Source organism: Oryzomicrobium sp., from assembly GCF_036820405.1.
Lineage (GTDB): Bacteria > Pseudomonadota > Gammaproteobacteria > Burkholderiales > Rhodocyclaceae > Oryzomicrobium.
This window is the reverse complement of the sequence record NZ_DAISLS010000002.1, coordinates 88,230-102,945: the sequence shown is the minus strand read 5'-3', so window position 1 is coordinate 102,945 and position 14,716 is coordinate 88,230. Positions and strand designations below refer to the sequence as shown.

The following is a 14,716-nucleotide window of genomic DNA, read 5'->3' as shown; positions in this document are numbered from 1 at the left end:
GGTCTTGTTTAAGTCCCCGATCTTGTTATAATTTCCGGCTTTTTCCACAATCCTTAACCGGGAAGAACAACGATGGTTGTGATTCGTCTCGCCCGCGGTGGCGCGAAAAAACGTCCTTTCTACACTCTGGTGGTGGCTGATTCCCGTAATCGCCGCGACGGCCGCTTCATTGAGCGCATCGGCTTCTACAACCCCGTGGCTGCCGAGTCCGAGGAAGGCCTGCGCATCGCCATGGACCGTCTGCAATACTGGATCGGCACCGGCGCCCAGCTGTCCCCGACCGTGGCCCGTCTGGCCAAGCAGTACGCTGCCAAAGTCGCTGCCTGAGCCACGCTCGGGGAGTGAGTTTGCCGGATTCGCCCCGTCCCGTAGCCATGGCTGACGCTGCTGCCTCTCACGAGCAAGCGGCTCCGGTCATCGTGCTCGGGCGGATCACGGACGCCTACGGCGTTCGTGGCTGGGTGCGGGTCCATCCCTTCGGCGACGATCCGCTGGAGTGGGGCAAGATGCTCCACTGGTGGGTCGGCTCCGAGGAAACCGGCTGGAAGGCATTGCCCCTGGCTGGGTGCAAGTGGCACGGCGACGGTCTGGTGGCTCAATTCACCGGCGTGTCCGACCGGAGCGGTGCCGAAGCGCTCAAAGGCGCCTACATCGGCGCGCCCCGGTCCGAGATGCCCCGGCCCGAGCCGGACGCCTACTACTGGGGCGACCTGATCGGCCTGCCGGTGGAAACCTTGCAGGGCGACGCCCTCGGCACGGTCTACGGCCTGCTGGAAACCGGCGCCAACGATGTGCTGCAAGTCCGCGAGGACGCGGCGGCCCCCGGCGAGAAGAAGCCCCGGGAGCATCTGCTGCCCTTCGTCGAGCAGGTGGTCCGCGAGGTGATCTTGCCGAAGAACGGCGCCCCCGGGGTGATCCGGGTGGACTGGCAGCGGGACTGGTAAACGCGGTGACGCAGCCGGAGCAGGTTTTGCAGGCGCAGCAGCCGGTGTCTGCCCTGGCCTTCGACGTGGTGACCATTTTTCCGGAAATGTTCGCCGCCGTCGGACAATATGGTGTCACCCGCCGCGGCTTGGAAGAGGGCCGCTGGACGCTGAACTGCTGGAACCCGCGCGACTTCACGTCGGATAACTACCGGCGGGTGGACGACCGGCCCTTCGGCGGCGGTCCCGGCATGGTGATGCAGCCGGCGCCCCTGGCGGCAGCGATTGAGGCGGCCAAGGCGCGGCAACGCGCGGCCGGTGCGGCGCGCAGCCGGGTGATCTACCTGTCGCCGCAAGGCGCGCCCCTGACCCACGAGCGGGTCATGGCGCTGAAGGACGAACCCGGGCTGGTGCTGCTGTGCGGGCGCTACGAAGGGGTCGACGAGCGGCTGATCCAGCGCTGCGTCGATGAAGAGATTTCGCTCGGGGATTTCGTCCTTTCAGGGGGCGAGATTCCGGCGATGGCGTTGATCGACGCCGTCGTGCGGCAATTGCCGGGGGTGCTGAACGATGCCGCTTCCGCCGTGGAGGACTCGTTCGTCACGGGGCTGCTCGACTGCCCCCACTACACCCGCCCCGAGGTGTACGAAGGAATGCCGGTGCCGGCCGTGTTACTGTCCGGCAACCACAAGGAAATTCGCCGCTGGCGCCTGAAAATGGCGTTGGCGCGGACCCGGGAACGCCGCCCGGAGCTTCTCGCGAAGCTGAAGGCAAGTCGGCCGTTTACGGCCGAAGAAGCGCATCTGCTCGCGGAAATCGAGCGGGAGGCCGCCCAGGCGGAATCCCCTTCGACCTGAAACGAGCAGCTCTGCGGTCGACATAAACGGGTCGTATCACAGCAGCCTTCCCGTCCAACAAGGAGTTCGACATGAACCTGATCCAGCAACTGGAACAAGAAGAAATCGCCCGCCTGGGCAAGACCCTTCCCGACTACGCCCCCGGCGACACCGTCGTCGTCCAGGTCAAGGTCAAGGAAGGCAACCGCGAGCGTCTGCAGGCCTACGAAGGCGTGGTGATCGCCAAGCGCAACCGCGGCCTCAACTCCTCCGTCATCGTGCGCAAGATCTCCTCCGGCGAAGGCGTGGAGCGGACCTTCCAGGTCTACTCCCCCCTGGTGGCTTCGATCGAAGTGAAGCGCCGCGGTGACGTGCGCCGCGCCAAGCTGTACTACCTGCGCGAGCGTTCCGGCAAGTCCGCCCGGATCAAGGAAAAGCTCGAGCGTCGCCAGGGCTGATGCCCTGCTGCCGACAGTCCGCCGTTCCGCGGCGGGTTGCCGGTGGCAACGACGCAACGGGGCGCCCGGTTTTCCGGGCGCCCCGTTTTTTTGTCCTTATTTGTCCTTTTGTCCGGTGGGCGGCAGCACCGGGGTAGGAGGAACGAAAAAGCCCGGCACTCAGGCCGGGCTTTTTTGCGGTCGTGCCGGTCGCGCGGCGCCGGGACGGTGAGGCCGTTTCAGCCCTGGCGCTTGTCGCGCTCGATCAGGGCGTAGGCCGAGTGGTTGTGGATCGACTCGAAGTTCTCCGATTCGGCCACGTAGGCCACCACGCGGGGTTCGGCGTTGAGGCGGGCGGCCACGTCGCGGACCATGTCCTCGACGAACTTCGGGTTGTCGTAGGCGCGCTCGGTGACGAACTTCTCGTCCGGGCGCTTCAACAGGCCGTACAGCTCGCAGGAGGCTTCGTCCTCCACCAGGCGCACTAGTTCCTCGATCCACAGGTGGCCGTCGAGCTCGGCGGTGATGGTGACGTGGGAACGCTGGTTGTGGGCGCCGTAGTCGGAAATCTTCTTCGAGCAGGGGCACAGGCTGGTCACCGGCACCACCACCCTGAGGGAGAAGGTGACCTGGTTGTTGCGGATGTCGCCGATGAAGGTCACGTCGTAGTCCATCAGGCTCTGCACGCCGGAAACCGGCGCCGTCTTGTTGATGAAGTACGGGAAATTCATCTCGATGTGGCCGGTTTCGGCCTCCAGGCGGAGCACCATGTCGCTGAGCATGGCGGGGAACGATTCCACCGAGATCTCGCGTTCGCGGGAGTTGAGAATCTCCACGAAGCGGGACATGTGGGTGCCCTTGAAGTTGTGCGGCAGGCCCACGTACATGTTGAAGTTGGCCACGGTGTGCTGCACGTCGCCGCTGCGGTCGCTGATCTTGACCGGGTGGCGGATCGACTTGATGCCGACCTTGTTGATCGCCAGCTGGCGGGTGTCCGCACTGGCCTGGACGTCGGGGATGGCGAGGTGTTGGGGGGTAGCAGTCATTGTTTTACCTAACGGCTCGGTTAGGGGTTAGGGGAGGCTAACATGAGCCAGTTTAAATACCTAAGCAAAATACTCAACTATTGCCGCCATGGGGGCTGACTATCGGCGGCTATTGGCACCTGTCGGCCGGAGAACCGCGCCAGGGCTAGTTTCCCCGCACGGCGGCAATGATTCCGGCGGCGTCCAGGCCGACTTCGGCCAGCAGTTGGACCTGGTCGCCGTGGTCGACGAAGCGGTCGGGCAGGCCGAGGCGGATCAGGCGGGGCGTGAGGCCGCGCTCTTCGAGCACCCGGGCCACTTCGCTGCCGGCACCGCCGATGGCGGCGTTCTCCTCGATCACCACCAGGGTGCCGTGGCTGCGGGCCAGTTGTTCGACCAGGTCGGCGTCGAGGGGCTTGATGAAGCGCATGTTGGCCACGGTGGCGTCCAGGGCCTCGGCGGCCTTGAGGGCCGGCGCCACCATGCTGCCGAAGGCCAGCAGGGCCACGTCGTTGCCCTCGCGGCGGATTTCGCCCTTACCCAGGGGCAGGGGGTCCAGGCTGGCACCCGGGGCCACGCCCAGGCCGCTGCCGCGGGGGTAGCGTACCGCCGCCGGGCCGGGGTAGTGGTAAGCGGTGGACAGCAGGGCACGGCACTCGGCCTCGTCGGCCGGAGCCATCACCACCATGTTGGGGATGCAGGCCAGGAACGACAGGTCGAAGGCGCCGTGGTGGGTTGCCCCGTCGGCGCCGACCAGGCCGCCCCGGTCGATGGCGAAGGTCACGTCCAGATTTTGCAGCGCCACGTCGTGGACCAGCTGGTCGTAAGCGCGTTGCAGGAAGGTGGAATAGATCGCCACCACCGGCTTGAGGCCCTCGCAGGCCAGGCCGGCGGCGAAGGTGACGGCGTGCTGCTCGGCGATGCCCACGTCGAAGTAGCGTTTGGGGAACTGCTCGGCGAACTTGACCAGGCCGGAGCCCTCGCGCATGGCCGGGGTGATGCCCATCAGCTTGTCGTCGTCGGCGGCCATGTCGCACAGCCAGTCGCCGAAGATGGCGGTATAGGTCGGTTTGCCGCCGCTTTTGCCGCCCTGGATACCGTTCTCGGTGTCGAACTTGGAGACGCCGTGGTACAGCACCGGGTCGGCCTCGGCCAGCTTGTAGCCCTGGCCCTTCTTGGTCACCACGTGGAGGAAGATCGGCCCGGTGAGGCTCTTCAGGTTCTCCAGGGTGGGGATCAGGGCGTCCAGGTCGTGGCCGTCGATGGGGCCGAAGTAGGTGAAGCCGAATTCCTCGAACAGGGTGCCCGGGTTGATCATGCCCTTCATGTGCTCCTCGGCGCGGCGCGCCAGTTCGAGGAGCGGCGGGGCCACGCCGAGGACCTTCTCGGCGCCGCGCCGGGCGGCGTTGTAGGTGCGGCCGGAGAGCAGACGTACCAGGTATTTGTTGAGCGCCCCCACCGGCGGCGAGATGGACATCTCGTTGTCGTTGAGGATGACCAGCAGGTTGGCGTCCGAGACCCCGGCGTTGTTGAGGGCCTCGAAGGCCTGACCGGCGCTCATGGCGCCGTCGCCGATGATTGCCACGGTACGCCGCTCCTCGCCCTTGAGCTTGGCCGCCAGGGCCATGCCCAGGGCGGCGGAGATCGAGGTGGAGGAGTGGCCGACGCCAAAGGTGTCGTACTCGCTCTCGCAGCGCTTGGGAAAGCCCGACAGGCCGTGGTACTGGCGCAGGGTGGCCATGCGCTCGCGGCGGCCGGTGAGGATCTTGTGCGGGTAGGTCTGGTGGCCCACGTCCCACACCAGTCGGTCTTCGGGCGTGTTGAAGACGGTGTGCAGGGCGATGGTCAGTTCCACCGTGCCCAGGTTGGACGACAGGTGGCCGCCGGTGTGCGAGACCGAATCGAGGATGTAGGCGCGCAGTTCGTCAGCCAGGGCCTTGAGCTGTTTGCGGTCGAGCCGGCGCAGATCGGCGGGCTGGTCGATGGTGGCGAGAAGGGGGGAGGTCATGACCGCGGGGCTGCTGCGTGGGAGGTTGGGTGGCGTGGGCTGCCCGCCTCAATAGCGACGGTTGGTGATGAATCCGGTCAGCTGGCGTAGCCGTTCGGCCCGGGGACCGAACGGTTCGAGGGCCGCCAGGGCGTCGCGCTGCAGGGATTCGGCCAAGTCCTGGGCGGCGGTGAGGCCGAGCAGGCTGACGTAGGTGGGCTTGTCGGCGGCGGCGTCCTTGCCGGCGGTCTTGCCCAGGGTGGCGGTGCTGGCGGTGCAGTCGAGAATATCGTCCACCACCTGGAAGAGCAGGCCGGCGCGCTTGGCGAAGTGGTCGAGGCGCTCCCGTTCGGCGGCGGGCAGGGGCGAGCCTGCCAGGGCGCCGAGCAGCACGGCGGCGCGGATCAGGGCGCCGGTCTTCAGCACGTGCATCAACTCCAGCTCGGGCTGGGTGAGGGGCTTGCCCACCGAGGCCAGGTCGATGGCCTGGCCGCCGGCCATGCCCTGGGAGCCCGAGGCATGGGCGAGCAGGGCGACCATCTCCAGTTGCACCGCCGGGGTGGCGATGGACTCCCGGGCAAGCAGCTCGAAGGCCAGGGTCTGCAGGGCGTCGCCCACCAGCAGGGCGGTGGGCTCGTCGTATTCGACGTGGCAGGTGGGACGGCCGCGGCGCAGCACGTCGTCGTCCATGCACGGCAGGTCGTCGTGCACCAGGGAATAGGCGTGGATCATCTCCACGGCACAGGCCGCCACCTCGACCGCCGCAGGGGCGGCGCCGCTCACGTCGCCGGCGGCGAAGGCGAGCAGGGGGCGCACCCGCTTGCCGCCGCCCAGGGCGGCGTAGCGCATGGCGTCATGGAGCCGGGCGGGCGTCTGGTCGGCGCCGGGCAGCAGGCGGGCCAGGGCGCGCTCGGTGCGCGCCTGGGCGGCTGCCATCCAGTCGGGGAAGGGAGTGCAGGGAGCGTTGGCGTCGTGCAGCGGGGCGGTCATGCCGCGCCTCCGGGGGCGGGCAGGTCGCGCAGGGCGCCGGCTTCGAGCACCTGGATGCGCTGTTCCGCCTCGGCCAGCTGGCCCTGGCAGAGCTTGAGCAGCTCCATGCCGCGGCGATAGGCTTCGAGGGAGGCTTCGAGCGGCAGCTGGCCGCCTTCCATGCCCTGGACCAGGCGCTCCAGCTCGGCCAGGGCGTCCTCGAAGGTGGGCGCGCCGGAGGCGGAAGGCGCCGTGTCGCCGGCCGCTGGCGCGGCTTTCCGGGTGTGGGTGCCGGGTTGATCCATATCAATGGGACAGGGGAAACCGGGAAACGTACCGTAAAAAAAGGCTTTTGGTCAAATTGGAACCCGGCTAAAATCCCGCCTCCCTGTTGTTTTAACAGAATTTTTCGGTATTTCTTCTTGTTTCCGCCTAGGGCTCTGAATCCGGAGGTCCGGCTATGACCGACATCGCTACCCGCGCACAACTTGCCCCGGCCGTTTCCCAACTGCCGGTGGATTGGTATTTCGACGAGAAGCTTTTCGAACTGGAGAAAAAGCTCATCTTCGATGCCGGTCCCGGGTACGTCGGCCATCAACTGATGGTGCCGGAAGCCGGCAACTACCGTTCCCTGGAATGGGCCGACCACGGCCGCATGCTGGTCAACAACGCCGACCAGGGCACCTGGCTGATGTCCAACATCTGCCGCCATCGCCAGGCGATCATGCTGCAAGGTTCGGGCACCCTCGATTCGACCATCGTCTGTCCGATCCACCGCTGGACCTACGACCGCCAGGGCGAATTGATCGGTGCGCCGCACTTTCCCGAAAACCCCTGCCTGAACCTGAACAAGGTGCGGTTGCAGAACTGGAACGGCCTGCTCTTCCAGGGGGGGCGCGACGTGGGCGCCGACCTGGCGGGCATGAAGGTGGCCGGTGAGTTCGACTTTTCCGGCTACAAGCTCGACCGGGTCGAATTGCACGAGTGCAACTACAACTGGAAGACCTTCATCGAGGTGTATCTGGAGGACTACCACGTGGTCCCCTACCACCCGGGCCTGGGCAACTTCGTCACCTGCGACGACCTGACCTGGCAGTTCGGCGACTGGTACTCGGTGCAGAAGGTGGGCATCACCTCCCTGCTCAAGGAAGGCTCTCCGGTGTACGGCCGCTGGCAGAAGGCGGTGCGCGACTTCTACGCCGGCCGGGGCGAAACCCCGCGCCAGGGCGCGGTGTGGCTGACCTACTTCCCCAACATCATGGTGGAGTGGTACCCCCACGTGCTGGTGGTGTCCCAGCTGATTCCCCAGGACGTGAACAAGACCCTCAACGTGGTGGAGTTCTACTACCCGGAGGAGATCGTCGATTTCGAGCGCGAGTTCATCGAGGCCGAGCAGGCCGCCTACATGGAGACCGCCATCGAGGACGACGACATCGGCGAGCGCATGGACCGGGGCCGCTACGCCCTGATGAAGGAAGGGCGCAACGAGGTCGGCCCCTACCAGAGCCCGATGGAGGACGGCATGCAGCATTTCCACGAGTTCTACCGCAAGCTGATCGTTCCCCACATGTAAGCAGCGCGGTGCGGTCGCGGCGGTTCGCCGCTTTCGCCCCCCACGCTCTTGCCCCCGGGGCGCCGATGTGGCGGCCGTGCACTGCGCTGGCCGTACAATCCGGCGCCCCGTTTCATTTTTGGAGCCCCGCCCATGCAATCCCTGTGGATGCTGGCCGCCAGCCTGCTGTTTGCCTGCATGGGCGTGTGCGTCAAGCTCGCCAGCAGCGCCCACAGCGCCGCCGAGATCGTCTTCTGGCGCTCCCTGCTGTCGTTTCTCTTCATCTACGCCTACGCCCGCAGCCGGGGGCTGCCCCTGACCACGCCCCACTGGCGTTTCCAGTTGCAACGGGGCGTCTCGGGGCTGCTGTCGCTAATGCTCTACTTCTACGGCATCGTGATGCTGCCCCTGGCCACTGCCGTCACCCTCAACTACACCTCGCCCCTGTTCCTCGCCCTGTTTTTGGTGGTGCTGGCCGGGCACCGCCCGCCCCTGATGCTGTGGGTGTCCCTGGGGCTGGGCTTCGTCGGCGTGATCCTGCTGCTGCATCCGGTGTTCTCCGGCGAGCAATGGCTGGCCGGCAGCCTGGCCCTGGGCTCCGGCGTGCTGGCCGGGCTGGCCTACTACAACGTCAAGGAACTGGGCGCCCTGGGGGAATCGGAATGGCGCACCGTGCTGTACTTCTCTGGCCTGTCCACCGTCGGCGCCGCCCTGTGGCTGATGCTGAACGGCGAAGGGTTCGGCGCCTTCGCCCTGCGGGACGGCATCGCCACCCTGGAACTGCTCGGCGTCGGCGGCTTCGCCACCCTGGCCCAACTGGCCATGACCCGGGCCTACAAGCGGGGCCGGACCTTCCTGTCGGCCAGCCTGGCCTACTCCACCGTGGTATTTGCCAGCCTGTTCGGCGCGCTGCTGTGGGGCGAGCGAATCGGTCCGGACGGCTGGCTGGCGATGACGCTGATCGCCGCCAGCGGGCTGCTGGCCAGCCACTACAGCCGGACCCCCAGCCGGGGCGGAAAACCCGCCTGAGCGGCGGAGAACAAGTCCCCGCGCCGGTGTTAGACTGAATCAATCTAATCACAACAAGTGGAGGACTCCATGATCGTCACCGACCACCAGAACGGGCGGGTCAGCGTCAACGTCTACGGTGAATTCACCCTGGCCGACTACCGGGAGCTGGAGGAGCTGGTCGACTACAAGGCGAAGTTCGAAGGGCCGATGGACCTGCTGCTCAACCTGGAAGAGATGGGGGGCTTCACCGTGGATGTGGCCTGGGAAGAACTGAAGTTCGCCCGCCAGCACGCCACCGACTTCCGTCGCATCGCCGTGGTGTCCAACAACCAGTGGGTGGCCTGGAGCGCTTGGCTCAACCGCAGCTTCGTCGAGGCCGAGATTGCCGTGTTCGACAGCGCGAAAGACGCCGAAGCCTGGCTCTCTGCCGTCGACGAGGTCTGAGTGTGGCGCCGCCGGTAGCCTCCCTAGTTTCGGCCGCCGACCTGGCGTCGCATCTGGGCGATGCGGCCTGGGTGGCGGTGGATTGCCGCCACGACCTGGCCAAGCCGGATGCCGGCGAGGCCGCCTACGCCGCCGGCCATCTGCCCGGCGCGGTGTTCGCCCACCTGGATCGGGATCTGTCGGGCCCGATGACCGGCCGCAACGGCCGTCATCCCCTGCCCGATGCCGCGACCCTGGCGGCCCGCCTGGGTCGCCTCGGCATCGGCCCGGACACCATGGTGGTGGCCTACGACGACGGCCCCGGCATGTTCGCCGCCCGCCTGTGGTGGCTGCTGCGCTGGCTCGGCCATGAGCGCTTGGCGGTGCTCGACGGCGGCCTGACGGCCTGGAAGGCGGCGGGCCATCCCCTTGAAACGGCCCGTCCGCAGCCGGCCGCCAAGGTGTTGTCGTGGAAAGCGGCGCTGGGCGTGGTTTCCGCCGGGGAGGTGCTGGAAAACATCGAGCGGCGCGGCTTCCAGCTGGTCGATGCCCGGGCGCCGGACCGTTTCCGTGGCGAGAACGAAACCCTGGACCCGGTGGGCGGCCACATCCCCGGGGCGGTGAACCGCTTCTTCCGCGACAACCTGGGGCCGGACGGGCGCTTCAAGGCGGCCGCGCAATTGCGGGACGAATGGCTGGCTCTGCTCGGCGATCGCTCGCCTGGGGCCGTGGTGCACCAGTGCGGCTCCGGCGTCACCGCCTGCCATAACCTGCTGGCGATGGAAGTGGCGGGGCTGTCCGGTTCGCGTCTTTATGCCGGTTCCTGGAGCGAATGGGTCAGCGATCCGGCTCGGCCGGTGGCTCGCTGACAATAAGCTGACGACATAAAAGTTGATGTTTTGCCGTCAACCGTGGAATATGGCTGTGCGTTGATAACGCTAACCGGCGCGGCGCCGCGTCGGTCCTAAATTTTTTCGCTTGTAAAAAGGATCCGCCATGAAATTCGCCACCATGCTCCTCGCTGCCCTGTTCGCCTCCGCCGCCATCGCGGCCGACGCGCCTGCTCCCGCGGCGGCTCCGGATGCGGCCCCCAAGGCCGAGGCTGCCAAGCCCGCCAAGCATCACGCGAAGAAGAAGGCCAAGAAGGCGCACAAGGCTCACAAGGCCGCCGCCGCTCCCGCTGCTGGCGCCGAAGCTCCGGCCAAGTAAGCCGCTGCCGGTAGGGCCGGGGGGCGGCAGCGCCCCGGACCGCCAAGAAAAAGGGCGATTCCTTCGGGAATCGCCCTTTTTCTTGGATTTGCCGTTGATTGGGAATTGGAGAGGGCGGGTGTCTCCGCATCAGCGGCCGTGGCGGGCCAAGGCCCAGGCCACATGTTCGCGTACCAGATCGGACGGATGGTCGCGCCGGCTTTCCAGGGCTGCTACCACCGCCGGGCTGGTCGGTGCGTTGCCTAGGGCCACGGCGATGTTGCGCAGCAAGCGTTCCCAGCCGATGCGCCGGATCGGGCTGCCGGCCAGGCGCTGCTCGAATTTCTCGGCGCTCCAGGCGAACAGGTCGGCCAGGGCGGCGCCGTCCAGGCCGTTGCGCGGGGCGAAGTCCGGGTCGCCGGTGTGGGCGAAGCGGTTCCATGGACAGGCCAGCTGGCAATCGTCGCAGCCGTAGATGCGGTTGCCCATCAGGGGGCGCAGCTCGGCGGGGATGGGGCCGTGCAACTCGATGGTCAGGTAGGAGATGCAGCGCCGCGCATCCAGTTGGTAAGGGGCGGTGATCGCCCCGGTCGGGCAGGCCGGCAGGCAGCGCTGGCAATCACCGCAGTGGCTGCCGCTGTCCGGGTCGGGCTCAATGGGCAGGGGCAGGTCGGTGAGGATTTCGCCGAGGAAGTGGTAGGAGCCTTGCCGGGTCAGCAACAGGGTGTGCTTGCCGCGCCAGCCCAGGCCGCTCTTGCTCGCCAGCTCCACCTCCATCACCGGCGCCGAGTCGGAAAACACCCGGTAGCCGTGGGGGCCGGCAGCGGCGGCGATGCGATCGGCCAGCTTCTGCAGCCGGTTGCGCACCACCTTGTGGTAATCCCGCCCCAGGGCGTAGCGCGACAGATAGGCCGTTTCCGGCGAGGTGAGCGCCTGCTCCGCCGGAACGGTGCCGCGCCCCTCGCCCTCGGGCCAGTAGGGCAGCCGCACCGACACCACCGTCAGGGCGCCGGGCACCAGGGCCGCCGGGTCGGCGCGCAGGTCCGCATGGCGCGCCATATAATCCATCTCCCCGTGGCGGCCGGCGGCCAGCCAGGCCGTCAGCTTTTCCCGAGCGGCGGGGGAAATCTCGGCCCGGCCGATGTGGGCCGTGGCGAAACCCAGTTCCTGCGCCCAGGCGCGAATCTGCCCGGGCAGCGCCGTCAGGGCGGCCTGCCGCGCGGCGTCATCCATGTGATCCAGATCCGACGAAGGAAAGTGTTGCCCGTGCATAGCCAAGAGTTTAGCGAGTCCCCACTTACCCTGCACCTCGCCCGGGAAGCGGATACCGAGCGCCTCGGTCAGGCCCTGGCGGGCGCCCTGGCGCCGGGGCTGGTGATCCACCTGGAAGGGGACCTGGGGGCGGGCAAGACCACCCTGACCCGGGCCTTGCTGCGGGCCCTCGGCCATGCCGGCCCGGTGAAAAGCCCTACCTACGCACTGGTTGAAGTTTATAAACTTTTGAACTTATACTTGTATCACTTTGATTTTTATCGCTTCGAACACCCGGAAGAGTTTGTCGATGCGGGGTTGGCCGAATATTTCCGCGACGACAGCGTCTGTGTCGTCGAGTGGCCGGACAAGGCGGCGGGCGTGGCGCCCGCCCCCGACCTGCGCATCGGCCTGCGCCATGAGGGCGCCGGGCGCCGGGCGGAGTTCGTCCCTGCTAGCCAGAAGGGGGCCCTATGTCTGACTCGACTCGATCCCACACTGATCTCCCCCCTCCGGGCGAAGTGACCGCTTCCCCGGCGCGCCGCCGCGTCATTGCCGGCGGTGCCTCCCTGCTGCTGCTCTGCTCGCCCTGGGTGCGCGCCGCCGCCCGCTCCGGCCCGCCGTCGATCCTGGCGGTTCGGGTCTGGCCCGCGGCCGACTACACCCGGGTGACCCTGGAGCACGACGCCCCCCTCAAGTATTCCTACTTCGCCGTGAAGAATCCGGATCGGCTGGTGGTGGACATCGAGGGCATCGAACTCAACGCCGTGCTCAAGAGCCTGGCCAACAAGATCGGCGCCGACGACCCGTACATCAAGCTGCTGCGCGCCGGCAACTACAAGCCCGGCGTGGTGCGCCTGGTGATGGACCTGAAGACCGAGGTGGCGCCCCAGGTGTTCGCCCTCAAGCCCGTGGGCGAGTACGGCCACCGGCTGGTGCTCGACATCTACCCGGCGGTGCCGGCGGACCCGTTGATGTCCCTGCTCGACAAGCGCGAAGTCCAGGGCGACCCGATGCAGGCTGCCGCCCGGGGCGACGCGCCGACGGCCCCGGAACCGGCGCCGGCACAAACCCAGGCCCAGGTTCGCGGCGAACCGCGCCGGCCCGTCGAGGCCGCACCCGAGAACCCGCCTCCCCAGCAGCAGGTGGCCCGGGAAGCGCCGCGCAAGGGCGGCAAGCCCATCGTGGACCGCCTGGTGACCGTCACCCTCGATCCCGGCCACGGCGGCGAGGACCCGGGGGCGGTGGGGCAGCGCGGCAGCCAGGAAAAGGTGGTGACCCTGGCCATCGCCCGGCGCCTCAAGGCCAAGCTCGACGCCGAGCCCAACATGCGCGCCGTGCTCACCCGGGATTCCGACTTCTTCGTCCCTCTCGGCACCCGGGTGCAGAAGGCCCGGCGGCTTCAGGCCGACCTGTTCGTGTCGATCCACGCCGACGCCTGGGTCAAACCGGACGCCCGGGGCTCGTCGGTGTTCGTTCTCTCGGAGCGGGGCGCCTCCAGCGCCGCCGCCCGCTACCTGGCGCAGAAGGAAAACGACGCCGACCTGGTGGGCGGGGTGAACTTCGGGGTCAAGGACGCGCATCTGGCCCAGACCCTGCTCGACCTGTCCCAGACCGCCACCAACAACGACAGCCTGAAGCTGGCCAAGGCCGTGCTCAAGGAGATGGGCGGCATCAACACCCTGCACAAGGCCGGGGTGGAGCAGGCCGGCTTCGCCGTGCTGAAGGCCCCGGACATTCCTTCAATCCTGGTGGAGACCGCTTTCATCTCCAACCCGGAAGAAGAACGTCGCCTGGTGGACGAGGGCTACCAGGACCAGGTGGCCGAGGCCATCCTGCGCGGCATCAAGGCCTACTTTTCGAAGAATCCGCCCCTGGCCAAGTCCAAGCTGGCCCGGCTGGACTGAGTCTGAGGGGCTGCGCCGCCTGGTGCGGCGCGATCCCGGGCGCCGCCCCAGGGGCGGCGCTTTCCTTTACAATTCAAGGTTTTTTGCGGCGCGATCCGGTATTCGGCGGTTGTAGTCTGTAGCCTAGGCAAACCTTGCCTGGCCAGCCGGCGCACCGCTGACGGGCCGTTCGGCACCGAAACCTTTCCTTCGCCCTGATTCCTCGTCCATGCTGGTCCTGCGCGGTCTTTCCTGTCCTTCGCCCACGGCAACGGTGCTCACCATCGGCAACTTCGACGGCGTGCACCGGGGCCATCGCGCCCTGCTGGCGCGCCTGCGCGATGCAGCGGACCAGGCCGGGCTGCCGGCGGCGGTGCTCACCTTCGAGCCCCATCCTCGGGAATTCTTTTCCCCCGATTCGGCCCCGGCGCGCCTGTCGACCCTGCGCGAAAAGTTGGAGCTGCTCGCCGATGCCGGAGTGGGCGTGGTGGCGGTGTACCGCTTCGACGCCCCCTTTGCCGCCCTCAGCGCCGACCAGTTCATCGAAAAGGTGCTGGTCGAGGGCCTGAAGGCCCGTCACCTGCTGATCGGCGACGATTTCCGCTTCGGCACCAAGCGCGGCGGCGACTTCGCCCTGCTGCAACGGGCCGGCGCCACCTGGGGTTTCGGTGTCGAGGCCATGGGCAGCGTGGTGGAAGGGGGCGAGCGGGTTTCCAGCTCCGCCGTGCGTGCAGCACTGGCCGGGGGCGACATGGACCACGCGGCGCGCCTGTTGAGCCGCCCCTATTCGATCGACGGCCGGGTGGTGCGGGGCCAGCAGTTGGGTCGCCAGCTCGGCTTTCCCACTGCCAACATCCGCATCAAGCACGACCCCCTGCCGCTTTGCGGTGTCTTCGCCGTGGAAGTGGCCGGCCTGGGCGCCCCCGGCCAGCCGCCCATCGCCGGGGTCGCCAACCTGGGCGTGCGTCCCACGGTGGAGGGTACCCGCCGGCCGCTGCTGGAAGTGCACCTGTTCGATTTTTCCGGCGACATCTACGGCCGCCACCTGTCGGTGCGCTTCGTCAAGAAGCTGCGCGACGAGATGCGCTTTGCCGGCCTGGACGCCCTCAAGGCCCAGATCGCCCAGGATGCCCTGGACGCCCGCGCCTTCTTCGCCGTCCGGTCTCCGCGCTGATCCGGCCGGCCCCTGCCGCATTCACCTGTTTTGCCGATCCTCAGATTCTCAGAT

At 67.6% G+C, this 14,716-nt stretch carries 17 protein-coding genes; 12 read left to right on the top strand and 5 right to left on the bottom strand.

The window, feature by feature from the left end:
- Positions 1–72 precede the first annotated feature (72 nt).
- From rpsP to rplS, 4 genes are all read left to right on the top strand, one after another.
- On the top strand, positions 73–327 hold the full coding sequence (gene rpsP / locus V7Z98_RS01995; protein WP_334156801.1) for a 30S ribosomal protein S16: 255 nt from the start codon (positions 73–75) through the stop codon (positions 325–327).
- A gap of 47 nt (positions 328–374) precedes the next feature.
- Entirely contained in the window at positions 375–944 is a 570-nt protein-coding gene (gene rimM, locus V7Z98_RS01990; RefSeq protein WP_334156800.1) for a ribosome maturation factor RimM, read from the top strand.
- 5 nt (positions 945–949) lie between these two features.
- Positions 950–1,780 carry a tRNA (guanosine(37)-N1)-methyltransferase TrmD gene (gene trmD / locus V7Z98_RS01985; RefSeq protein ID WP_334156799.1) on the top strand — a complete coding sequence of 277 codons (831 nt, stop codon included), beginning with the start codon at positions 950–952 and terminating at the stop codon, positions 1,778–1,780.
- A 71-nt stretch (positions 1,781–1,851) separates the two neighbouring features.
- The gene (gene rplS / locus V7Z98_RS01980; RefSeq protein ID WP_293259667.1) at positions 1,852–2,217 is read left to right on the top strand and encodes a 50S ribosomal protein L19; all 366 of its coding nucleotides are present in this window, start codon (positions 1,852–1,854) and stop codon (positions 2,215–2,217) included.
- Between the two features lie 218 nt (positions 2,218–2,435).
- Here the strand turns inward: rplS and folE2 are convergent, their stop codons facing one another.
- From folE2 to V7Z98_RS01960, 4 genes are all read right to left on the bottom strand, one after another.
- Entirely contained in the window at positions 2,436–3,242 is an 807-nt protein-coding gene (gene folE2 / locus V7Z98_RS01975; protein WP_293259669.1) for a GTP cyclohydrolase FolE2, read from the bottom strand.
- Between the two features lie 145 nt (positions 3,243–3,387).
- Positions 3,388–5,229: a 1-deoxy-D-xylulose-5-phosphate synthase gene (gene dxs, locus V7Z98_RS01970; protein ID WP_334156798.1), complete on the bottom strand. Its 1,842-nt coding sequence runs from the start codon at positions 5,227–5,229 to the stop codon at positions 3,388–3,390.
- A gap of 48 nt (positions 5,230–5,277) precedes the next feature.
- Entirely contained in the window at positions 5,278–6,198 is a 921-nt protein-coding gene (locus tag V7Z98_RS01965) for a polyprenyl synthetase family protein (RefSeq protein WP_293259674.1), read from the bottom strand.
- Entirely contained in the window at positions 6,195–6,482 is a 288-nt protein-coding gene (locus V7Z98_RS01960; protein ID WP_334156797.1) for an exodeoxyribonuclease VII small subunit, read from the bottom strand. The genes V7Z98_RS01965 and V7Z98_RS01960 overlap by 4 nt, the downstream gene beginning before the upstream one ends.
- Positions 6,483–6,637: 155 nt before the next feature.
- Between V7Z98_RS01960 and V7Z98_RS01955 the strand changes: the two genes are divergently transcribed.
- The 5 genes from V7Z98_RS01955 to V7Z98_RS01935 all read left to right on the top strand — a co-directional run bounded on the left by V7Z98_RS01955 (position 6,638) and on the right by V7Z98_RS01935 (position 10,372).
- Complete coding sequence (locus tag V7Z98_RS01955; protein WP_334156796.1) at positions 6,638–7,750, top strand: aromatic ring-hydroxylating oxygenase subunit alpha; 1,113 nt, start codon at positions 6,638–6,640, stop codon at positions 7,748–7,750.
- Positions 7,751–7,882: 132 nt separating this feature from the next.
- On the top strand, positions 7,883–8,758 hold the full coding sequence (locus V7Z98_RS01950; RefSeq protein WP_334156795.1) for a DMT family transporter: 876 nt from the start codon (positions 7,883–7,885) through the stop codon (positions 8,756–8,758).
- A gap of 69 nt (positions 8,759–8,827) precedes the next feature.
- Entirely contained in the window at positions 8,828–9,184 is a 357-nt protein-coding gene (locus V7Z98_RS01945; protein WP_293259685.1) for an STAS/SEC14 domain-containing protein, read from the top strand.
- A gap of 2 nt (positions 9,185–9,186) precedes the next feature.
- The gene (locus V7Z98_RS01940; RefSeq protein ID WP_334156794.1) at positions 9,187–10,032 is read left to right on the top strand and encodes a sulfurtransferase; all 846 of its coding nucleotides are present in this window, start codon (positions 9,187–9,189) and stop codon (positions 10,030–10,032) included.
- Between the two features lie 127 nt (positions 10,033–10,159).
- A complete protein-coding gene (locus tag V7Z98_RS01935; protein ID WP_293259691.1) occupies positions 10,160–10,372 on the top strand; it encodes a hypothetical protein in 213 nt (70 codons plus the stop codon).
- A 129-nt stretch (positions 10,373–10,501) separates the two neighbouring features.
- On the opposite strand, the gene queG is transcribed toward V7Z98_RS01935, so the two are convergent.
- Positions 10,502–11,584 (bottom strand): tRNA epoxyqueuosine(34) reductase QueG, encoded by a 1,083-nt coding sequence (gene queG / locus V7Z98_RS01930; protein ID WP_334156793.1) that lies wholly within the window; start codon positions 11,582–11,584, stop codon positions 10,502–10,504.
- 27 nt (positions 11,585–11,611) lie between these two features.
- Between queG and tsaE the strand changes: the two genes are divergently transcribed.
- The 3 genes from tsaE (at position 11,612) to V7Z98_RS01915 (ending at position 14,662) form a co-directional block, all read left to right on the top strand.
- The gene (gene tsaE, locus V7Z98_RS01925; RefSeq protein ID WP_293260312.1) at positions 11,612–12,127 is read left to right on the top strand and encodes a tRNA (adenosine(37)-N6)-threonylcarbamoyltransferase complex ATPase subunit type 1 TsaE; all 516 of its coding nucleotides are present in this window, start codon (positions 11,612–11,614) and stop codon (positions 12,125–12,127) included.
- Complete coding sequence (locus tag V7Z98_RS01920) at positions 12,076–13,509, top strand: N-acetylmuramoyl-L-alanine amidase (protein WP_442951797.1); 1,434 nt, start codon at positions 12,076–12,078, stop codon at positions 13,507–13,509. The genes tsaE and V7Z98_RS01920 overlap by 52 nt, the downstream gene beginning before the upstream one ends.
- Positions 13,510–13,717: 208 nt before the next feature.
- Positions 13,718–14,662 (top strand): bifunctional riboflavin kinase/FAD synthetase, encoded by a 945-nt coding sequence (locus V7Z98_RS01915; protein ID WP_334156792.1) that lies wholly within the window; start codon positions 13,718–13,720, stop codon positions 14,660–14,662.
- The last annotated feature ends 54 nt before the right edge of the window (positions 14,663–14,716 follow it).